We start from the raw sequence: 21,268 nt of genomic DNA, 5'->3' as shown, positions 1-21,268 counted from the left end.
CTGTCATCTGTTATCCGTCATCTGTTCCCCGTTCTCCGTCCGCCGCCACCCGCCGGCCGACACCCGCTCCACCCACTCGTGGGAGAGTGGTAACCGGCGAAGGGAGCGCGAACGTGCTGATGGACAAGGTGGCGGAGATACTCGCCGAGGCGTCGGCCGAGGCGGTGGAGCCGCGCTTCCGGGCGCTGACCGCCGGCGAGGTGATGGAGAAGGCGCCCGGCGAGGTCGTGACCGTCGCCGACCGCGAGGCCGAGGCGATCATCGCCCGCCGCCTGCACGAACTGCTGCCCGTCCCGGTGGTCGGCGAGGAGGCGGTGTCCGCCGACCCGGCACTCGCCCTGGCCATCCACGACGAGCCCGCCGTCTGGCTGGTCGACCCGGTGGACGGCACCGCCAACTTCGTCGCGGGCCGCCCCGACTACGCCGTGATGTGCTCCCTGGTCCGCAGCGGCCTGACCGTCGCCTCGTGGATCTGGCAGCCCGCCACCGCGACCGCCTACCGGGCCGAACTGGGCTCCGGCGCCTGGCGGGACGGCGAACGCCTCACCCGCCGCCCGGCGCCCGCCGACGCCGGGAAGCTGACCGGCATCCTGAAAAGCCGCTTCCTCGCCCCGGCCGACCGGCACCGCCTGGAGTCCCACTGCGCGGCCTTCGGCGAGATCTCCCCCGGCCGCAGCGCCGCCGGGATGGAGTACCCCGACGTCGTCGAGGGTCGGACCGACTTCATCTTCTACTGGCGGACCCTCCCCTGGGACCACGCCCCGGGTTCACTGCTGCTCTCCGAGGCCGGCGGCGTCTCGGCCCGCATGGACGGCGCCCCGTACCGCCCCGAGGCCCCCGGCTGCGAGGACGGCCTGCTGGTCGCCGCCGACCCCGACACCTGGGAGCTCACCCGCGGCATCCTCCTGAACGGCTGACCGCACCGGGACCCGCCCCCAGCCCGCCGGACCCCCCGTCCGCCCCGCCCCGGCCCGGTCACCGCCCGCCCACCCGCGACGGCGACAGCGACGGCGCCGCTACCCCGCCCGCTCCCCGGCGACCTTGCGCCCCGCGCCGACCACCTCCCGCAGCAGCGCCCCCACCTCACCCGCCGTCGTGTGGGGGTTGAGCAGCGTGAGTTTCAGCCGCACCCGCCCGGGCCCGTCCCCCGGCAGTTCGGTCCGCCCGACCACCGCCCGTCCGGTGCGCAGCAGCAGCCGGCGCAGTTGCCCGTTCAGCTCGTCCACGGCGGCCTCGTCCGTCATCCCGGGCGGCCGGTAGCGGAAGAGCAGCGCGGTGAGGACGGGCTCGGCGTGCAGTTCGAGCGAGGGTTCGGCCCGGACGGCGTCCGCGGCCGCCAACGCCAGGTCGTGGCAGGCGTCCACGAGCCGGCCGAGGCCTTCCCGGCCGAGGGTGCGCAGCGTGACGGCGAGCTTGAAGGCGTCGGCCCGCCGGGTGGTGCGCAGCGAGCGGCCGAGCAGGCTGGGGTAGCCGGCCTGCTCGTCGTCCACGGGGTTGAGGTACTCGGCGCGCCGGGCCAGCGAGACGTAGGTCTCGGCCCGGCGGACCAGGAAGACCCCGGCGGCCGCGGGCTGCCAGCCGAGCTTGTGCCAGTCCAGGGAGACCGAGTCGGCGCGGGCGATGCCGTCGAGCAGCGGGGCGAGCCGGTCGGAGAGCAGCGCGCCGCCGCCGTACGCGGCGTCGACGTGCAGCCAGGCGCCGTAGCGGCCGGCCAGGTCGGCGGCGGCGTGCAGCGGGTCGACGGCGCCGGTGTCGGTGGTGCCGGCGGTGGCGACGACGGCGATCGGGGTGCGTCCGGCCCAGCTGGCCTCGGCCAGGGCGCGTTCCAACTCCTCCGGGGGCATGCGCAGTCGGCGGTCGACGGGGACGGCGAGGACGGAGCGTTCGCCGAGTCCGAGCAGGGCGGCCGCGCGCTGGACGGAGAAGTGGGCGGCCTCGGAGGCGAGGATGCAGGGCCGGGCGCCGACCGGGATGCCGTCCAGCTCGACGATGCCGTCGAGCTTCTGGTCCCGTGCCAGCATCAGGCCCATCAGGTTGGACTCGGTGCCGCCGGAGGTGAGCACCCCGGCCGCGCGGCGCGGGTCGTAGCCGACCAGGGTGGCGAGTTCGGCGAGCAGGGCGGTTTCCAGGGCGGTCGCGGCCGGGGCCTGGTCCCAGGAGTCCTGGGAGGGGTTGAGCACGCTGACCGCGAGGTCGGCGGCGGCCGCGACGGCGAGCGGCGGGCAGTGCAGGTGGGCGGCGCAGGCCGGGTCGGCGGGGTCGGCGGCGCCGTAGGCGAGCAGTTCGGTGAGCCGGGCGAGCGCGCCGCGTCCGCGGGCACCGGCGAGGCCGTCCGCGACCAGGGCGGCGATCTCGGCCGGGCTGCCGGCGGGCAGTGGCCCGGAGCGCAGCGCGGTGCCGGTGTCGAGGGCGTCGAGGACGGTGGCCAGCAGCGGGCCGAGGGCACCGGGCCCGGCGGCGCCGCCCGCGAGGGCGTCCGGATCGCCGCCCCCGCCGGGCAGTTCGGGCGGTACCGCCCCGGGGTCGGCGGCGGTCACGCCCCACCCCGCACCGTCGAACCCGAAGCCTGAACCCGAGCCGCTCCCGCGCCCGAGCCCGAACCCGATCCCGAAGCCGTGGCCTGAGCCGTGGCCGGAGCCTGAGCCGCCGAGGCCGCCGCGGCCGCCGCGATCGCCTCCGCCAGCCGCTCCAGCACGGCCGCGACCTGCTCGTCGGTGATGGTCAGCGGCGGCAGCAGCCGCAGCACCGCGTCGTGCCGCCCGCCGAGTTCGACGATCAGCCCGCGGGCCAGGCAGGCCTCGCGGACCCGTACGGCGAGCGCCGGATCGGCCGGGCGGGCACCGCAGGCGTCGGGGTCGGCGCCGGGGTCGACCAGTTCGACCCCGATCATCAGCCCGCGCCCGCGCACGTCGCCGATCGCGGGCAGTTCGGCGGCGAGTTCACGCAGCCGGGCGGTGATCCGCTCGCCCGCCACGGCGGCCCGCTCGGCCAGTCCGTGCGCGGCGACGTACCGCAGGGTGGCGGCGCCGGCGGCCATCGCGAGGGTGTTGCCGCGGAAGGTGCCGGTGTGGGCGCCGGGCCGCCAGCCGTCGTAGTCCTCGCGGTAGACGACCACGGCGAGCGGCAGGCTGCCGCCGATGGCCTTGGAGAGCACCATCGCGTCCGGGACGATGCCGCTGTGTTCGACGGCCCACATCGCGCCGGTGCGTCCGACGCCGGTCTGCACCTCGTCCACGATCAGGGGGATGCCGCGCTCGGCGGTGATCCGGCGCATCTCGCGCAGCCAGCCGTCGGGGGCGGGCACGACCCCGCCCTCGCCCTGGACGGCCTCCAGGACCATCGCGGCGGGCGGCACCACACCGCCGGAGGGGTCGTCGAGCAGCCGCTCGACGTAGGTGGCGCCGAGTTCGGCGCCCGCCTCGCCGCCGACCCCGAACGGGCAGCGGTAGCCGTACGGGTAGGGCAGCCGGACGACCTCGCCGCCGCCGGGCAGCGGTTCCTTGACGGCGACGTTGCCGGTGAGCGCGAGGGCGCCGGCCGTCATGCCGTGGTAGGCGCCGGTGAAGGCGAGGGCGCCGGAGCGCCCGGTGGCGGTCTGCATCAGCTTGAGGGCCGCTTCGACGGCGTCCGTCCCGGCCGGTCCGCAGAAGTGCACCCGGGCGCGGGAGGCGAACTCGGGGGGCAGGCTCTCGAACAGCGCGCTGGTGAAGTCGTCCTTCTCGGCGGTGGCCAGGTCGAGCAGGTGCAGCGGGGCGCCGCTGTCGAGGGTGCGGCGGATCGCCTCCAGCACCACCGGGTGGTTGTGCCCGAGGGCGAGCGTCCCGGCTCCGGAGAGGCAGTCCAGGTAGCGGCGGCCGTCGGCGCCTTCGACGGTCATGCCGTGGGCCCGGACCGGGACGATCGGGAAGGACCGGGCGTACGTCCGGGCGGCGGACTCGCGGACGCGCTGGCGGCGCAGGATGGCTTCGCCGGCGGGCGGGGCCGCGGCGGCGGTGGCCCCGGAGGCGGCCTGGGCGGGTACGGCGGCGAGCGACAAGGCGAACCCCCAGAAGAAGTTAGGTAAGCCTAACTTTATCGCCCGTGACCTGCCGGAATGCCGCGGGGGCACCCAGAACCACCCGAGTGAGTGAACCTCCCCCGACAGCGCCCGCAGCGCCCCCGTCCGGCCCAACGAACGAGGGCACCGAAAGGTCACGGGCGGCAGCGCCCCATCCGTGCCCGCCACCAACCCCCCATCAACGCACCGCCGTCGCCGCCCCCCATCAGCGCCCCGCCGTCACCGCCCCTTCCAGCGGTAGCAGAGCTCCGGCCGCCCCACGCTCCCGTACTGCGGCTCGCGCACCGCCCGCCCGGTGTCCACCAGGTGCTCCAGGTACCGCCGCGCGGTGATCCGGGACACCCCGGCAGCGGTACCGGCGGCCGCCGCCGACAGGCCGGTCGAGGCCTCCCGCAGCACCGAGGCCACGGTGTCCAGGGTCGGCGCGCTCAGCCCCTTCGGCAGCGAGTTGCGCTCGGGCGTGCGGAGCAGGGCGAACGCCTGGTCGACCTCGTCCTGTCCGGTCGCCTCGCCGGTGCGCCCGAGGCTGTCCCGGTAGCGGGCGTAGCGCTCCAGCCGGTCGTGCAGCGCCGCCGCGCTGAACGGTTTCAGCAGGTACTGCACGACCCCCGCCGAGACCGCCTGGCGCACCATGGCGAGGTCACGGGCCGAGGTGACCGCGATGACGTCGGTGGCGTGCCCGGCCGCGCGCAGGGTGCGGCACAGCTGGAGGCCGTGGCCGTCCGGCAGGTAGAGGTCGAGCAGGGTGAGGTCGACGGGCGTCCCGGCGGCGCGGGCCCGCTCCAGGAAGCGCAGCGCGTCGGCGCAGCTGTGCACGGTGCCGACGGCGCGGAAGCCGGGCTCGCGCTCGACGTACAGGGTGTGCGCGGCGGCGGCCACCGGGTCGTCCTCCACGACCAGGACGGAGATCCCGCTCGGGGCGGCACCGCTCACGCCGGAGCCGTCCACACCTCCGCCGCTCACGCCGACACCCCGCCCTGCTCCAGCTCCCGCACCCGGCCGCCGGTCAGCGGCAGCCGTACGGTGAGCACCGCGCCGCGCTCGCGCCCGACCTCGACGGTGCCGCCGTTGCGCCGGGCGGCCTGGGCGACCAGTGCCAGACCCAGGCCGTGCCCGTGGCCGTCCTGCTTGGTGCTCCAGCCGCGCCGGAACACGTCCTCGACGGCGGCCGGGTCGATGCCCGCACCGGTGTCGGCGACCCGCAGCAGCAGACAGGCGCCCCCTCCCCCGCCGCCCACGCCGAGCACCCCGCCGTCGACCGCACCGCCATCGCCCCCACCGCCGTCACCCTCACCGCCGTCACCCCCATCGCCGTCGATCCGCGCGGTGACGGTGACCTCCGGCGCGCCCGGGCTCTGCGCGGCCCCGGCGATGGCGGCGTCCACCGCGTTGTCGATCAGGTTGCCGAGGACGGTGATCAGGTCCCGGGCGGAGAGCCCGGGCGGGAGCACCCCGTCGTCGATCCGGCTGTCCTCGGTGAGGGTCAACTCCACGCCCCGTTCGGCCGCCTGGGCCGCCTTGCCGAGCAGCAGCGCGGCCAGTACCGGCTCGCCGACCGCGGCGACCACCCGGTCGGTGAGCTGCTGGGCGAGGGCGAGTTCGGCGGTCGCGAACTCCACCGCCTGCTCGTGGCGGCCGAGTTCGATCAGCGAGACGACGGCGTGCAGCCGGTTGGCGGCCTCGTGCGCCTGCGCCCCGAGCGCCTCGGTGAAGCCGCGTACGGAGTCCAACTCTCCACTCAGCGACTGCAGTTCGGTGTGGTCGCGGAGGGTCACCACCCGGCCGAGACCGGTGCCGATGGTGGAGGTGTTGAGCACCACGACCCGCTCGGCGGTCAGGTGCACCTCGTCCCGGACCGGCTCCTCGCCGAGCACGGCGGCCACCAGGGCCTCCGTCAGCCCCAGCTCCGCCACCGGGCGCCCGTCCAACTCGCCTTCCAAGCCGAGAAGTTCACGAGCGGCATCGTTGCACAGCACCACCCGGTGGGCTCGGTCGAGCAGGATCAGCCCCTCCCGCACCGAACGCAGGGTCGCCTGGTGGTACTCGTAGAGATGGCTGAGCTCGTCCGGCCGCATGCCGTGAGTGTGCCGCCGCAGCCGGGAGTTGGCGAGGTAGGTGCCCGCCCCTCCGAGCGCCAGCGCGGCCACCGCGACCCCGACCAGGGCGAGCAGCGGTCCGCTCAGCTGCGCGGAGATGGACTCCAGCGTCAGCCCCACGCTGACCAGCGCGATCACCCGGTGCTGGTCGTCCCACACCGGGGTGACCACCCGGACGGAGGGGCCGAGCGTGCCGGTGTAGGTCTCGCTGCGGGTCTGCCCGGCCAGCGCCCAGTCGATGTGCCCGAGGTAGCGCTTGCCGATCTGCTCGGGCAGCGGGTGGGTCCAGCGCACCCCTTCGGTGTCCATGACGGTGATGAAGGAGACCCCGACGTCCTGGCGCACCTGCTCGACGTACGGCTGGAGCACCGCGGTCGGGTCCGGCCCGACGACGGCGGAGCGCACGGACGGGGAGTCGGCGACGGCATGTGCCACCGAGGTGACCTCGCGGCGGGCCGCGTCCTCGGTGCGCTCGGCGGTGAACAGGTACGCCAGCACCGCGCCGCCCGCCACCACGGCGGCGACGATGACCACCTGGACGACGAAGAGCTGCCCGGCCAGGCTGCGGACCAGCCGGCGCGGCAGCGGGAGCCAGCGGCGACGCGAGCGGGTGGGGGCGGTGCTCACGGACATGCCTGCCAGTGTGCACCACGACCCCGCACACCCCCGGGCCCCGGGCACCCCGTGCCCGAGTACTGCCCGGCCCCGAGCGGCACCCCGGCCGTTCCCGTCCCTCCGTGAACTCTATGAACGCAAACGTGACCTCCGTCACTCCCGGGCCCCATAGTCGGATCGGCCCACCACCCGGGGCCGCCAGGACTGCAGGGCGAAGGAGCCGCAGATGTCGACCACCGAGACCGCCACGGCGGGGGGACCCAGACGCAAGGACCGGACCCACTACCTCTACCTCGCCGTGATCGCCGCGGTGGTCGCGGGCGTGGTGGTCGGACTGGCCGCCCCCGGCTTCGCCGTCGAGTTGAAGCCGATCGGCACCGGGTTCGTCAACCTGATCAAGATGATGATCAGTCCAGTGATCTTCTGCACCATCGTGCTGGGCATCGGCTCGGTCACCAAGGCCGCGAAGGTCGGCAAGGTCGGCGGCCTCGCCATCGGCTACTTCCTCGCCATGTCGACCGTCGCCCTGGCCATCGGCATGGTCGTCGGCAACCTGCTGGAGCCCGGCGGCGGCCTGCACCTGACCGCCGCGCTCGCCAAGTCCGGCCACGCCCAGGCGGCCGCCGGCGGCGCCCAGTCGACCACCGACTTCCTGCTCGGGATGATCCCCGACACCCTGTTCTCGGCCCTCACCCAGGGCAAGGTGCTGCAGACCCTGCTGGTCGCACTGCTGGCCGGCTTCGCCCTGCAGGCCCTCGGACCGGTCGGCGCACCGGTGCTGCGCGGCGTCGAGCACCTGCAGCGGCTGGTGTTCCGGATCATGTCGATGATCATGTGGGTCGCGCCGATCGGTGCCTTCGGGGCGATGGCGGCGGTGGTCGGGGCGACCGGCGTCGACGCGCTGAAGAGCCTCGCCGTGATCATGATCGGCTTCTACGTCACCTGCGCGCTGTTCGTCGTCGTGGTGCTCGGGACCCTGCTGCGCCTGGTCGCCGGGGTCAACGTGTTCGCGCTGCTCAAGTACCTCGGCCGCGAGTTCCTGCTGATCCTCTCGACCTCCTCCTCCGAGAGCGCGCTGCCCCGCCTGATCGCCAAGATGGAGCACCTGGGCGTCAGCCGCCCGGTCGTCGGCATCACCGTGCCGACCGGCTACAGCTTCAACCTCGACGGCACCGCGATCTACCTCACCATGTCCTCGATCTTCATCTCCGAGGCGATGGACAAGCCGATGTCGATCGGCGAGCAGCTCTCGCTGCTGGTCTTCATGGTGATCGCCAGCAAGGGCGCGGCCGGGGTCACCGGCGCCGGGCTGGCCACCCTCGCGGGCGGCCTGCAGTCGCACAAGCCCGCGCTGGTAGACGGGGTCGGCCTGATCGTCGGCATCGACCGGTTCATGTCGGAGGCCCGCGCCCTCACCAACTTCGCGGGCAACGCCGTCGCGACCGTGCTGATCGGGCACTGGACCGGCGAACTGGACGCCGAGCGCGCCCGCCGCGTCCTGGACGGCCGGCTGCCGTTCGACGAGCTGACCCTGGTCGACGGCCACGGCGGCGCCACCCCCGAGCCGGAGGCCGTCCCCGCGGTGCCCGCGACGGCGGCCACGACGGCGGCCACCGTCTGAGCGCTCCCACGACTCCCCCGGTCCGGCGCCAGCACCTCCCCCGGAAACGGCGCCGGGCCGGGGGGCTTCCCGTTCCCGGCGCCGACCCGTACCGGGTCGGCGCTCGCGGATGCTCCCGGAACTCCGGTCAGAACTCCTGCGAGCCGCTGACCGCCCAGGCCACCCCACTGGCCGGATCCTCCAGCGCCACGTGCAGGTGGCGCAGCCCGGCGGCCGGCTCCTGCCAGGTGAAGCAGCGCATCCGGGCCACCAGGGCGTCCACCTCGCGGCGGTTCGGCCCGTCCACCCCGGCCATCGCGCCCAGCGCCCGCCAGAGCCTCAGCCGCCCGTGCGCGCAACCGTGCGTCCGGCCCACCGCGGCGGCCTGCACGAGCGCCGGGTAGGCGAGCGCGAACGGCAGGAACCCGCCGACCACCCGCCGGGCCCGGGCCAGCACGGCGGCCGCCGACGCAGCCGGACCGCGGACGCAGACCACCTCCGCCCAGGGCGCCAACGCGGCCAGCTCCGTCAGGCCCCGGGTGACCCGCTGACCGCCCGGCCGGGCTGTCGACTGCGGCAGGTCGACCTGGCCCAGGCCCTCCCGGCTGGCCGGCAGGGTCAGCACCGCGCTGCGCGCTCCCCCGCCGGGCAGGTACTCGCGCACCCGGGCGGCCTCCTCCCAGCCCGCCTTCTCCCAGGCTTCCAGGCGCAGCGGCACGCCCTCGGGGTCGGGCTCGGCACCGTAGGAGAGGTCCTCGCCGAGCAGCACCCGGGTGTGCGCCACCAGGCGGCGCACCGGCGCCGGACCGAGCAGCGGGGCCAGCCGCAGCCAGGAGTGGCGGGTCGCCAGCACCTCCCACAGCGGACCGGCGTCGTGGTCCGCCACCCCGGCAAAGGTCCCCGCGCCGCCGTCCGCGTCGAACAGCCGGACGGCCAGCTCGGGCGGCGCCGCATAGGCGATCAGATGGCCGAGCGGCGCGGTCAGGGCCACCGCGGCCCGCTCACCGGCCTGCACGACGGCGGCCGCCCGGCCCTGCCGGTAGGCGGCGAGCAGCTCGGGCCAGCGACCGTCCTCGGCCAGGGCGCGGACGCTGTGGTCCTCGTACGTGATCACGATTTTCAGCGTACGGGCCGGGGTGGCGCATCAGCCGACTTGCCGTCGGCTCGGTGCGTCGGGGCGGTGACGGCATCCCAGGGGGCCGCCTCGGCGCTCAGCCGGGACGGGCGACCTCGCGCTCGGCGGCGGGCGACTCCGGGGGCGACCCGGCGGGCAGCCGGGCTGTCAGAGCTCGTGCCGGCGCTCGTGCTCCAGGACGGCGCGCAACCGGCCGTGGGCGCGGCGGCGGGTGACGGCCAGGGTGCTGCGGTGCAGGCCGAGCAACTCGGCGGCCTCGTCGACGGAGTAGCCGTCGAGATCCACCAGCACCACGGCGCGGGCCTGCTTGACGGTCAGGAAGCCGAGCAGGCGGACCACCTCCCAGCGCGCCTGCAGCTCGGCCATCCCGCCGGGCGCCGGGCCGAACGCCGCCGCCCGGCCGTGCCCCGCGGCCTCGGCCGACTCCGGGTGCTCGCGCAGCACCGCCCGACGGCGCTCCCGGCGCCACTGGTCGCGCAGGATGTTCGTCATCGTGGTGAACACGTAGGCGTACGGCTGCGGGTGACTGAGGAAGCGCTCCGGGCGGCGGGCGATCCGCAGGTACGCGTCGTGGACGACGTCACCGGCGGCGAGCGGGCTCCCGGCGAGCATCGCGGCCGCCTGCTGGAGCCTGGGCAGCAACTCGGTGAACAACCGGTTGAAGTCCGCCGACTGGCGTTCCGTCGGCCCCGGGCCGAAGTCCTTGCGCGGCCCGCCCGCACACCGCTCGTTGCATTCCGCCATGCCGCTCTCCCCGGAAATCGGCACCCCGAACGCCCAGTTGGGGCGGTTTCCCACCCCTACCGGACATGTTGTGACACAGGTCACATCATAAGCCGTCCTCTCACTCTGCGCAGTCATTCGTGTGCAACTCGTCATCGACCGGTCCCAGGGCGGGAGTTCACCACCACCGGCCACCACTGACCACAACTGCGCCCATCGCGGGGACCGGGCGACGCTAACGGATAGCAGATTTCAACATCTGTTATCCGTTATCTGTTCGCTGTCATCTGTTTTCTGTCATCTGTCATCTGTTCGCCGTCTTCCGTCCTCTGCTGCCCGTCCTCCGCTGTCCGTCAGCTGCCGGCCGCCGCCGGCGAGACCTCCGCGAGCAACCGGGCGGCGTGCACCCGGCCGGCGTGCTCGACCAGGTTGATCAGCACCTCCTTGCCGGAGGCGCGCTGCCGGGCGTCGCAGAGCAGCACCGGAGTACCGGGGTCCAGGTCCAGCGCGCGGGCGACCTCGTCCGGGCCGTACTCGCGTGTCCCGGCGAACCGGTTCACCGCGACGACGAAGGGGATGCCGCGCTGCTCGAAGAAGTCCACGGCCGGGAAGCAGTCGGTCAGCCGACGGGTGTCGGCGAGCACCACCGCACCGAGCGCCCCTTGGGCCAACTCGTCCCAGAGGAACCAGAACCGGTCCTGCCCCGGGGTTCCGAACAGGTAGACGGCCAGGCCCTCGCGGATGGTGATCCGGCCGAAGTCCATCGCCACCGTTGTACTGGACTTTCGCTCCACCCCGTCCAGGTCGTCCACCCCGCGCCCGGCCTCGGTCAGCCGCTCCTCGGTGCGCAGCGGACGGATCTCGCTGACCGCGCCGACCAGCGTCGTCTTGCCGACCCCGAACCCGCCCGCGACCAGGATCTTGAGCGCGAGCACGGAGTCGGACTGGTCCACCGGGCCCACCGGGGCGGACGGCCACCGGCTGATCGGGCGGTCCGGGCCGGCGGGGTGGTGACGGCCGGACGGACGGTCAGAGTGCGCGGAGCCCATGGATGACCTCCTGGAGGATGCGTTCGTCGGGGAGCAGGGCGGGCGGGACCGGGCGGTTGACCCGGATGAGCCCCGCCGCCAGCAGATCGCCGAGCAGCACCCGCACGACGCCCACCGGCAGGTCGAGGTCGGCGGCGAGCTCGGCCACGGACAGCGGTGTGCCCAGGCACCGACGCAGGATCTGCGCCTGCTCCGGACCGACCGGCAGCTCGGGCGCGTCCGGCGCGAGCGCCGGGTCGGGCAGCTCGGACACCACCACGGCGATCAGGTCGAACTGCTGCTCACCGCCCCCGGTCCGGCCCCCGGTCATGGCGTACGGGCGGACCAGCGGCCCGGCCTCGTCGTCGTACCAGTGGGCCCGGTGGGCGGCGGCGAGCGGGTTCCGGGGCAGCCGGTCGGGGTCGGCCCGCGGGTGCTCCGGATGTCGCTGGCGGTACGGATGGAAGGCGTCCTCCGCCCGGTGGTACGGGCCGTCCGGCCGGGGCACCGAGCTCACCCGCCGTGCACCGTACGGGGCGTGGCGCTCAGGTGCTCGCCGACCCGGCGGACCAGTCTGGCCATCTCGTAGGCGACCAGCCCGAGATCGACCCGCGCGGTCGCGAACACGGCCAGACAGGTGCCCTCCCCGGCCGCCGCGACCAGCAGGTAGCCGCCCTCCAACTCGACCATGGTCTGCCGGACTTCGCCCGCGCCGAAGTGCCGTCCGGCGCCCTTGGCGAGGCTGTGGAATCCGGCCGCGACGGCCGCCAGGTGCTCGCCGTCCTCCCGGGCCAGACCGGCCGAACTGGCCATGGCCAGGCCGTCGGCGGAGAGCATCACGGTGAAGCTCACCTCGGGCGCGCGCTGGACCAACTCGTCGAGGAGCCAGTTCAGTTCCCCCGTGCGGTGGGTGGTGCCGATCACGGCCGGTCTCCTTCGGTTCGGGTGTCGGGTCTCGCTCCGGGCCGGGCTTCCGGCCGGACGTCGGGCGGGGTTCCGGGCCCGACGTCGGACGGGGTTCCGGGCCGGACGTCGGGCCGCAGGCCGCGGGCCCAGCCGTGCTGGAAGGCCGCCATCGCCGCCCGCGCCTCCTCCGGACTGCGGGCCGTCGGCCCCGTACCGGTTCCGGTGGCAACTCCGGCGCCGACTCCGCGGCGGCCGTACGGGGCGGCGGCAGGCGCCTCCCGCAGCTGCGGGGCGAGACTCGCCCGGCGCACCCGGCGCGGCAACTCCTCCGGACCGTCCACCGATCCACACTCACCCGGCATCGCACCCGCCGGCGCTGCGGTGGCGCCGTGGTGGGGTTGCGGCGGACCGGGCTGCGAACGGGAGGCCGCACCCGGGCCCCCGTCCGCAGCCGGTCCGGCCGTCCGGGCACCGGAGGCCCGGAAGGGGGTGCGGCGCATCGGCTCGGGGTGGACGCCCCGGGCTCCGAACGGCAGCAGCGCCCCGCCCTCCGGCGGCGGCCCACCCGCCGCCGGAAGCTCTGTCCCCGCCACCCCGCTGCCCGGGAGGGCGGGTTCCGTTCCGGCCCCGGCCGGATCCGGCCCGGCCGGCGGCCACCACGCAGGCCCGACGCCGGGGGCCGGCCCCCGCTCGGACGCCGGCTCCCGCTCGGGTACCGGTTCCCGCTCGGGTGCCGGTTCCCACTTCGGCGCCGGTTCCCACTCGGGCACCGGCTCCGGCGTGATGTCCAACTCCGGTACCGGCTCGTAGCCTTGTCCCGGGCCCTCGCGCTCGTCGGCCAGCAGCCCGGTGGGCAGCAACACCACCGCGGTGGTACCGCCGTACGCGGAGGTCACCAGCGAGACCCGGACGCCGTGCCGTCGGGCCAGCCGGCTGACCACGAACAGGCCGAGCCGGTCGCTGTCGAACAGGTCGGTCTGTTCGGCCGCGGCGATCCGCCGGTTGGCGGCGGCCAGTGCGGCCGGACCCATCCCGAGGCCCCGGTCCTCGATCTCCACCGCGTAGCCGTTGCCGACCTGTTCACCGCGGATGTGCACCCTGGTGTGCGGCGGGGAGAACCCGGTGGCGTTCTCGACCAGTTCGGCCACCAGGTGGGTGAGGTCGGCGACGGCGTGGCCGACGACGGCGGCGCGCGGCAGCGGGTGCACCTCGACCCGGGCGTACTCCTCGACCTCCGAGACGGCCGCCCGCACCACGTCCACCAGGGGGACGGTCCGCCGCCAGGCCCGGCCGGGGGCCGCGCCGGAGAGGATGATCAGGCCCTCGGCGTGGCGGCGCATCCGGGTGGTCAGGTGGTCCAGCCGGAACAGGTCGGCGAGCTCGGACGGGTCCTCGGTGCGGCGCTCCATGGCGTCCAGCAAGGCGAGTTGGCGGTGCACCAGGACTTGGCTGCGGCGCGCGAGGTTGACGAACACCCCGGACACCCCCGACAGCACCTCGGCCCGTTCCACCGCCGCCGTGACGGCGGCCCGCTGCACGGTGCCGAGCGCCCGGTGCACCTGGCCGATCTCGTCGTCGCGGCCGACCGGCCGGGGCGCCTCGGCTTCGATGTCCACCTCCTCACCCGCACGCAACTTCCGCATCGTGGAGGGGAGTTTGCGCCCCGCCAGGTCAAGTGCCGTATTGCGCAGGCCGGTCAGCTCGGCGACCAGACCGCGGCCGATCCGCACCGAGATCACCAGCGAGGCGATCACCCCGAGCAGCCCGAGCAGGACGGCGATCCCGGCCGGGGTGAACAGGCCCAGCGCGTAAGGGTTCTGCTGTTCGGCGACGAGCCGACCGGCCCGGTCGGCGACGTCGCGCAGCCCGGCGGCGACGCTCCCGGCCACCGTCGCCCAGCGGTCCGCCGGCACCGCGGCGACGGCCGACCGGCCGTCAGCGGCGGTCCGGACCTCCTCCTCGTAGCCCACCAGTTCCCGGTGGTCCGGGCCGCCGGTGACGGAAAGCAGTGCCTCCCGGCCGGCGGAGCCGAGACCGGCGGCCGCGCCCTGCTCGAACGCGCGGCGAGCGAAGGCCGTCCCGGCGAACTCCCGCAGCTGGTCGTCACCGAGCCCGCCGGAGAGCTCGGCGGACCGCAGCAGCGCGTCCTCGCGGGAGAGGAGTTCGCGGGAGCGGTCCAGCTCCGGCAGCGCCCGCGCGTCGGCCCCGGAACGGCCGTCGGCCGTCGCGGCGACGGCACCGGACACGGCCAGTGCCCGGTCCACGGCCGCCCCGTAGGCGGCGTACGCCTCGGACCAGCCCACGCTCCGGGTGAGCACCCTGCCGCGCAGTTCGGGCAGGGCGGCGAGCGCGGTGCCGAGGCCGTCCAGGCGGGCGGCGGCGTCGGCGCCGAGGCCCTGGGCGTCGGCCCGGTTGTAGCCCTGGCCGGGGTGGCGCGGATCGGGGAACAGTGGGGTGAGCGCCCGGTCGGTGGCGGCGGCGGCCTCGCGCAGGGCACTCTCCCGCCCCGCGGCGGGCACCGTCCCCGGAACGAGGCCCGGACCGGCCAACAACTGTCCGGCGGCGGCGCGTTCGGCCTGCAGGCCGGCGACCGTGTCGGCGACGGGGGTGAGCAGGCTGCGCTGGGCGTCGCGCAGGCGCAGCAGGTCCCAGACGCCCTGGGCGGTGGTGACGGTGGCGAAGCCCCAGAGGGCGATGACGGAGACGACCGGGACCATCAGCAGGGCGATGATCCGGGCACGCACGCTCCGGGGACGCAGCCCACGCAGCCCGAGCGGCCCAAGCGGCCCGAGCAGCCCGCGCAATCGGGGGCCGGGGCGCGACGAGCGGGCGGGCGGTCCGGCGTGGGCACCCCGGCGGGCGCCGGGGGTGGTGCCACGGTCTTCTCGCATGGACGGGGCCTTTCAGGCGGGGGCGACGGGGCTCGGGCGGCGCGGACGGGCTCAGGCCGCACGGTCCCGGCCGTACGGATCCCGGCCGGCCGGGTCGAAGCCGTCCGGGTCCCGGCCGTACGGGTCGAAGCCGTCCGCGGCGGGGCCGTACAGATCTGTGAGCGCGAGGCCCGAGGGCACAGCGCCCGGGTCGGCCACGGGCCCGGCGGCGGGCCCGGCGAACTCCTCGATCGCCAGCTCCCCCGCCTCCGGGTACCCGGCCCGCTCCTGGGTGGTCGGGGAGAGCGCGACGAAGGCGGAGGCCAGGAAGAGGAACGAGCCGAGGCCGACGGCGAGCGGGAAGACGAAATCCATCGGGCTGACCCCGCCCAGACCGGTCCGGGCGGGATCCAGCTGGACGTGGACGGCGGCCATGCCCGTGTAGTGCATGCAGCTGACGGCGAGGCCCATACCCAGTGAGGCGGCGGCCGCGGCGTACCCGTTGCGGACGGTGACGGCGGCCCAGAGCGCGGCGGTGGCGGCACCGACCGCGACCAGGACGGAGAGGGCGACCGTCCCGCCGTCGTAGCGCAGCCCGCCGTGCATCCGGACGGCGGCCATCCCGAGGTAGTGCATCGCGGCGACGCCGACGCCGGTGGTGCAGCCCCCGCCCAGCAGGGCGAGGCCGCGGTGCCGGCCGTAGCAGACCACGGTCAGGCCGAGCCCGGTGACCAGTACGGCGACCAGCAGGCTCAGCACCGTGAGCGGCACGCTGTAGCGCAGTTCGGTGCCGTCGACGGCGAAGCCGAACATGGCGACGAAGTGCATGGTCCAGATCCCGGAGCCGATCGCGGCGGCCGCTGTGAGCAGCCAGTTCCGGCGGGCGGCGCCCGTGGCGGCCAGGCCGCGCAGGGTGCAGCGCAGCCCGAGGGCGGCGCCGGCGCAGGCCATCGCGTAGGAGAGGACAGGGGTCAGCCAGCCGAAGCTGAACTGGTTGAGGGCGCCCATGGGACCTCCGGTCGACCGGTCGGGCCCGGGGCGGAATGCGGTGCCCCCGGGCACCCCCGGCCGGGCGGACTGCATCCGACGGGCACATGGGCATATGCCCATCGCATGTGCGCTTCCGGCCTGGGGTGCGTGGGACGCTATCGAGCGGCCGGAATCGGCCAGACGAAGATCTGAAAAGCTGCACGCGCGGCGCGGGCGCTGTGTTCGAATGACCCGGTCCTGTGTCCGGTGGCGCCCGGGCGGGCGGGCGGCTGACGACGAACAGAAGACAAAAGTCAGAAGACAGATAACAGATGTTGAAATCTGTTATCTGTCTTCTGAAAGTTGAACTCTGAAACCCGCCAGCCGTTCCCGCCAGCCGTTCCCGTCGGCCCAGCGCCGTCAGTCCTGCGCCGTGACCCGCACCCGCATCGCGCTCGTCGCCCGGAGCGTGATCCCCTGCGCGAGCGCCACCCGCCGGTCCACCACCTCCAGGTCGAAGTCCCGCAGCAGCACCCCGAGGGTCAGCACCGACTCCAGCATCGAGAAGTGCTGCCCTATGCAGGCCCGCGGCCCGCCTCCGAACGGGAACCACGCGTAGCGGTGCCGCGCCTTCTCCCCCTCCGGCAGGAACCGGTCCGGGTCGAAGCGCTCGGGGTCGACCCAGTGGTCCGGGTGCCGCTGGGTGACCAGCGGCGCGACCACGACCTGCGCCCCCGCCGGGATGACGTACCCGTCGATGACCGTCTCCTCGACCGCCCGCCGCCCGATCAGCGCCGCCGCCGGGTAGAGGCGCATCGCCTCCTTGATCACCCGGGTGAGGTACGGCAGCCGCTCCAGGTCCGCCGCCGTCGGCGCCCGCCCGGCCAGAACGGTCAGCGCCTCCTCCCGGGCGAGCTTGCGCTGCTCCGGGTGCTTGGCCAGTAGGTGCAGCGCGAAGGCCAGCGAGGTGGCCGTGGTCTCGTGCCCGGCGAGCAGGAACACCAGGACCTGGTCCCGGAGTTCGGCCGGGTCCAGCCGCTCGCCGTCCTCGCCGCGCGCCCGGCCGAGCAGGGTCAGCAGGTCGTCCGCCTCCTCGTCACCGCCCCCGCGCGCGGCCCGCTCCGCGATGATCCGGTCGCAGACCTCGTAGAGCGCCCGCTGCGCCTCCAGGCCGCGCCGGTTGCCCGGCGTCGGCCAGGTGCGCGGGAACCGGACCGGCGCGAAGCCGCGCTCCTTGACGTACTCGCCGAGCACCGGGAAGCTGCGGTTCACCACCTCCACCGCCTCCTCCACGTCGGCGCCGAAGAGGATCCGGGCGACGGCCCGCAGCGCGAACCGCGACATCTCCTCCGCCGCGTCCACCACCCCGCCCGGCACCGCCCGCCAGCGCTCGGCGAGCGCCTGCGCCTCCTCGGCGAGCACCTGGGCGTAGCCGTCGACCCGGCGCCGGGTGAACAGCGGCTGGACCAGCCGGCGCTGGCGCTGGTAGACCTCGTCCTGGCTGGTCAGCAGCCCGTTGCCGACGCTGGTCCGCAGTTCGTCGTAGAAGCTGTTCTCCTTGCGGAAGTTCGCCGCCTCGCTGCCCAGCACCTGGTGGACGCCCTCCGGCGAGAACACCCCGTAGAACTCGACCCGCAGCCCGGGCGGCCCGGCCACCATGCGCACCACGTCGCCGTGGTCGCGCCGGGCCGCGAGGTAGGTGCGCAGCGGACGGCGGGTGAGGTCGAAGAGCGACCCGACCAGGGGGTTCCCGGCCGGTCCGGGTACGGCGGCTGCGGTGGCCATCGGCACTCCTTCTGGACTTCCTCGGCGCTGACGCGCACTCGGTTACCCTTCAACCTTACTGACGGGTATTCAGCCGAGGAAGCCGCGCAAAGGGGCCAAGTCCGCGCCCGGTCGCCTCGGCTCACTCGTACTCGGTGCCGCCCTTGCGGGTCAGGTAGGCGTCGCTGACGACCTTGGCGATCGCCCGTCCGCCGAGCACCGGGCTCCAGCGCTCGACCGCCGGCCGGACCACCACGCCCTCGCGCAGGTGGAGTTCGCGCCCGGAGTGGGCTTCCTTGCCCTGCGCGTGGGCCAGCACCGTCGCGGTGTCGAACGGCCCGCGCCACAGTTCGGTCACCAACGGCAGTTCGCCGTCCAGGAGTTCGGCGGCCGACAGCCAGGCCAGCCGCCCGTCCACGACGGCCGACACGTCGAAGGCCGCGTACCCGGGGCGCTCGGTGCGCGCGGAGACGCCGTACGACAGGTCCTGCACGCCCTCGCCGAACACCTCGCCGAAGATGCCGATCCGCTCGGCACCCAGCCGTTCGGCCAACCGGGCCGCCACCGCCGGGATGTCGTACGCGTGCACCGCCCGCCAGTACAGGTTGCGCTCGTCCTCGACGAGCGCCAGCCCCTGCGCGCCGATCCCCTTGGACGAGACGTGCACCTCGCCGGTGGCGGCGGTGTACGTGACCAGGCAGCAGCTGCCGTGCAGCTTCTCGGTCAGCACCACGGGCTCGCCGGGCTCGAAGACGTCGGGGTGACGCTTGAGGTTCTCGATGTCCACCCAGGGCAGCAGGTCGGGCGCGCTGAGGACGTCACCGCTCATCGAGGTCGGCACCGGCGGCTGCCACTTGACGATCCCGAGCAGTTCGGCGAAGTCCTCGCCCCGCTCGGCCGCCCCGGCCAGGTCGGTGCCGGCCAGCGCGCCGGGCCGGCAGACGATGCCCTGGGACAGCTCCCCGCGCAGCCGTACCGCCCTCACCCGGTTCGCCGCGCCGCCCGCCAGCTTGCCGGTCAGCCCCAGCTCCTCGACCAACTCCTCCGGCAGGACGGCCTGTTCGGGGATGTAGACGGCATGGTCGCCGGTCCGGTAGGAGCCCTTGGCCACCACGGCGCGGTAGAGGCCGACCTGGGCCAACTCCAGTGCGTCGGCGTTCGGGTGCTCCAGGATGACCAGCTTCTCGGCGGTGACGCGCAGCGTGGACATGGGCGGACTCCTCCCCGTGGATCCGTTCGGATCGACCTTCGGGCCCGGGCGGCCGACGGTCGGCCGCGCCTACGGGCTGCCGCCCACTCTGACCGCTCCACCTGCCCGGATGCGAAGGGTTTTCCACCAGGCGCCGCACAACGGCCGTACGACAGCCGCACGCCCACCACGCACCGAACCGCACGCCCGCCGCGCACCGAACCGGCCCACCCTTCCGAGCCGGACCGGCCTCCCTTCCGAGCCGAACCGTCCGTGCACGTTTGAGCCTTCGCACAGCAGCCCCGAGACCGTCACCCCACTTCCGCTGTGCGATGTGACAGAGGATTTATCGCTCGCAACTGCGGCACTATGATCGCCGTAATGGCCGCACCTGCGGCCACACCTCCGCGCCCCTTCCGGCGCGAACCCTGGAGGGGAAGCACCGATGAGCACCCGCACCACCCCCACCCGCAGACTCGCCGTCGCCGTCGCCGCGGCCCTCGTCCTCAGCTTCGGGGCCACCGCCTGCGGCAGTGACGGCGGCAAGTCCTCCGGCTCCGCCTCCTCGGCCGCGACCACCGCCGCCACCGGCGCCGCCGGCGCGGCGGGCACCGACGGCGCCAGCGCCCCGAAGGCCAAGGGCGCCGTCACCGTGTTCGCCGCCGCCTCCCTCAAGGAGACCTTCACCGAGCTCGGCAAGAAGTTCGAGGCCGCCAACCCGGGTACCAAGGTCACCTTCAACTTCGGCGGCAGCTCCGCCCTCGCCACCAGCATCAACTCCGGTGCACCGGCGGACGTCTTCGCCGCGGCCAGCCCGGCCACCATGAAGACGGTCACCGACGCGGGCGGCGCGAGCGGCCAGCCGACGACCTTCGTCAAGAACACCCTCGCCATCGCCGTGCCCAAGGGCAATCCCAAGCACCTCACGGGCCTCAAGGACCTCACCGGCTCCGGCGTGAAGGTCGCGCTCTGCGCGAAGGAGGTGCCCTGTGGCGCCGCCGCCCTCACCGCGCTGAAGGCGGCCGGCGTCGACCTCACCCCGGTCACCCTGGAACAGGACGTCAAGGGCGCGCTCACCAAGGTCGAGCTCGGCGAGGTCGACGCCTCGCTGGTGTACAAGACCGATGTGCAGGCCGATGCTGCGAAGATCGACGGCGTGGACTTCCCCGAGGCCGCCAAGGCCGTGAACGACTACCCGATCGCCGCGCTCGCCAAGGCGCCGAACAAGGACGGCGCGGCCGCCTTCGTCGCCTACGTCCAGTCGGCCGAGGCCAAGCAGGTGCTGACCGCGGCGGGCTTCCAGGCGCCGTGACGGACCGCACCACCGGCAGCGACCGGGACCGGAACCGGGACTCCAGCGCCGACACCGGCACCACCCGGGACGACGCTGCCCCGGCACCGGCGCGGGCCCCGGCACCGGCCCCGACAGGACCCGCGAACGCCCTGCCGGGCCGCCGCCGGGGCCCGCGCCGCCCCGGCGCCCAGCGCGTCCCGGTCACCCTGCTGCTCCCGGCGCTGCTCGGCCTGGCGTTCCTGATCCTCCCGCTGGTCGGGCTGCTCGTCCGGGCGCCGTGGAGCGGCCTGTCCGAGCAGTTGACCAGCGCCGCCGTCTGGGACGCCCTGCGGCTCTCGCTGATCTGCGCGACGGCCGCCACGGCGGTGTCGCTGGTCCTCGGCGTCCCGCTGGCCTGGCTGCTCGCGCGCACCGAGCTGCCCGGCCGGCGGGTGATCCGGGCGCTGGTCACCCTGCCGCTGGTGCTGCCGCCGGTGGTGGGCGGTGTGGCGCTGCTGCTGGTGCTCGGGCGGCGCGGGATCGTCGGCTCCTGGCTGGACTCGGCGTTCGGCATCACCCTGCCCTTCACCACCACCGGGGTGGTGATCGCCGAGGCCTTCGTGGCGATGCCCTTCCTGGTGATCAGCGTGGAGGGCGCGCTGCGGGCGGCCGATCCCCGGTTCGAGGAGGCCGCCGCGACCCTGGGCGCCTCCCGGCTGACCGCGTTCCGCCGGATCACCCTGCCGATGATCGCCCCGGGGATCGCCGCCGGAGCCGTCCTGGCCTGGGCCCGGGCGCTCGGCGAGTTCGGTGCGACGATCACCTTCGCGGGCAACTTCCCGGGCCGCACCCAGACCATGCCGCTGGCCGTCTACCTGGCCATGGAGTCAGACCCGGAGGCGGCGATCGCACTGTCGCTGGTACTGCTGGTGGTCTCCGTCGCCGTCCTGGTGGGCCTGCGCGACCGCTGGATGTCGACCCCGTGACCCCGGCCCCACCGTCCCGGACCCGGACGGACGCCCCCGCACCCGCAGCCACGCCCG

General features: G+C 74.8%; 17 protein-coding genes. 4 read left to right on the top strand and 13 right to left on the bottom strand.

The genetic code is table 11. The annotated features are described in order from the left end of the window. The first annotated feature begins 119 nt into the window (after nt 1-119). On the top strand, nt 120-917 hold the full coding sequence (locus ACFXPX_RS08705; RefSeq protein ID WP_380521139.1) for an inositol monophosphatase family protein: 798 nt from the start codon (nt 120-122) through the stop codon (nt 915-917). A 99-nt stretch (nt 918-1,016) separates the two neighbouring features. Here the strand turns inward: ACFXPX_RS08705 and ACFXPX_RS08700 are convergent, their stop codons facing one another. The 4 genes from ACFXPX_RS08700 to ACFXPX_RS08685 all read right to left on the bottom strand — a co-directional run bounded on the left by ACFXPX_RS08700 (nt 1,017) and on the right by ACFXPX_RS08685 (nt 6,786). Beyond that, entirely contained in the window at nt 1,017-2,501 is a 1,485-nt protein-coding gene (locus tag ACFXPX_RS08700) for a pyridoxal phosphate-dependent decarboxylase family protein (protein ID WP_380640203.1), read from the bottom strand. Between the two features lie 32 nt (nt 2,502-2,533). Continuing rightward, nucleotides 2,534-4,036, bottom strand: coding sequence for a diaminobutyrate--2-oxoglutarate transaminase (locus ACFXPX_RS08695; protein ID WP_380640200.1), 1,503 nt, complete (start codon nt 4,034-4,036; stop codon nt 2,534-2,536). Between the two features lie 240 nt (nt 4,037-4,276). Next, entirely contained in the window at nt 4,277-5,020 is a 744-nt protein-coding gene (locus ACFXPX_RS08690; protein ID WP_375890561.1) for a response regulator, read from the bottom strand. Continuing rightward, entirely contained in the window at nt 5,017-6,786 is a 1,770-nt protein-coding gene (locus ACFXPX_RS08685; RefSeq protein ID WP_380640198.1) for an ATP-binding protein, read from the bottom strand. The genes ACFXPX_RS08690 and ACFXPX_RS08685 overlap by 4 nt, the downstream gene beginning before the upstream one ends. Nucleotides 6,787-6,994: 208 nt before the next feature. Here ACFXPX_RS08685 and ACFXPX_RS08680 point away from each other — a divergent pair, with 208 nt between their 5' ends. Then, nucleotides 6,995-8,389 carry a cation:dicarboxylate symporter family transporter gene (locus ACFXPX_RS08680; protein ID WP_380640196.1) on the top strand — a complete coding sequence of 465 codons (1,395 nt, stop codon included), beginning with the start codon at nt 6,995-6,997 and terminating at the stop codon, nt 8,387-8,389. 127 nt (nt 8,390-8,516) lie between these two features. Here ACFXPX_RS08680 and ACFXPX_RS08675 read toward each other — a convergent pair whose 3' ends face one another. From ACFXPX_RS08675 to ACFXPX_RS08635, 9 genes are all read right to left on the bottom strand, one after another. After that, complete coding sequence (locus ACFXPX_RS08675) at nt 8,517-9,482, bottom strand: hypothetical protein (protein WP_380640194.1); 966 nt, start codon at nt 9,480-9,482, stop codon at nt 8,517-8,519. Nucleotides 9,483-9,650: 168 nt separating this feature from the next. Further along, nucleotides 9,651-10,247, bottom strand: a complete 597-nt coding sequence (locus tag ACFXPX_RS08670) for an RNA polymerase sigma factor (protein ID WP_380640192.1) — start codon at nt 10,245-10,247, stop codon at nt 9,651-9,653. A 332-nt stretch (nt 10,248-10,579) separates the two neighbouring features. Further along, complete coding sequence (locus tag ACFXPX_RS08665; protein WP_380520994.1) at nt 10,580-11,179, bottom strand: ATP/GTP-binding protein; 600 nt, start codon at nt 11,177-11,179, stop codon at nt 10,580-10,582. A 76-nt stretch (nt 11,180-11,255) separates the two neighbouring features. Beyond that, nucleotides 11,256-11,666, bottom strand: coding sequence for a DUF742 domain-containing protein (locus tag ACFXPX_RS08660; protein ID WP_380521135.1), 411 nt, complete (start codon nt 11,664-11,666; stop codon nt 11,256-11,258). 101 nt (nt 11,667-11,767) lie between these two features. Then, nucleotides 11,768-12,178, bottom strand: coding sequence for a roadblock/LC7 domain-containing protein (locus ACFXPX_RS08655; protein ID WP_380640190.1), 411 nt, complete (start codon nt 12,176-12,178; stop codon nt 11,768-11,770). Next, nucleotides 12,175-14,904, bottom strand: coding sequence for a nitrate- and nitrite sensing domain-containing protein (locus tag ACFXPX_RS08650; RefSeq protein WP_380640188.1), 2,730 nt, complete (start codon nt 14,902-14,904; stop codon nt 12,175-12,177). The genes ACFXPX_RS08655 and ACFXPX_RS08650 overlap by 4 nt, the downstream gene beginning before the upstream one ends. A gap of 198 nt (nt 14,905-15,102) precedes the next feature. Continuing rightward, the gene (locus tag ACFXPX_RS08645; protein ID WP_380593347.1) at nt 15,103-16,038 is read right to left on the bottom strand and encodes an MHYT domain-containing protein; all 936 of its coding nucleotides are present in this window, start codon (nt 16,036-16,038) and stop codon (nt 15,103-15,105) included. Nucleotides 16,039-16,419: 381 nt separating this feature from the next. After that, nucleotides 16,420-17,784, bottom strand: a complete 1,365-nt coding sequence (locus tag ACFXPX_RS08640) for a cytochrome P450 (protein ID WP_380640186.1) — start codon at nt 17,782-17,784, stop codon at nt 16,420-16,422. Nucleotides 17,785-17,905: 121 nt separating this feature from the next. Further along, nucleotides 17,906-18,973: an RNA ligase (ATP) gene (locus ACFXPX_RS08635; RefSeq protein ID WP_380640184.1), complete on the bottom strand. Its 1,068-nt coding sequence runs from the start codon at nt 18,971-18,973 to the stop codon at nt 17,906-17,908. Nucleotides 18,974-19,397: 424 nt separating this feature from the next. On the opposite strand from ACFXPX_RS08635, the gene modA reads away from it, so the two are divergent. Both modA and ACFXPX_RS08625 read left to right on the top strand, forming a co-directional pair. Beyond that, nucleotides 19,398-20,264 (top strand): molybdate ABC transporter substrate-binding protein, encoded by an 867-nt coding sequence (gene modA / locus ACFXPX_RS08630; RefSeq protein WP_380640183.1) that lies wholly within the window; start codon nt 19,398-19,400, stop codon nt 20,262-20,264. 131 nt (nt 20,265-20,395) lie between these two features. Then, on the top strand, nt 20,396-21,211 hold the full coding sequence (locus ACFXPX_RS08625; RefSeq protein WP_375890764.1) for an ABC transporter permease: 816 nt from the start codon (nt 20,396-20,398) through the stop codon (nt 21,209-21,211). The last annotated feature ends 57 nt before the right edge of the window (nt 21,212-21,268 follow it).

It is taken from the genome of Kitasatospora sp. NPDC059146 (genome assembly GCF_042786665.1).
Taxonomy (GTDB): domain Bacteria; phylum Actinomycetota; class Actinomycetes; order Streptomycetales; family Streptomycetaceae; genus Kitasatospora.
This window is presented reverse-complemented; position numbering and strand designations above follow the sequence as displayed.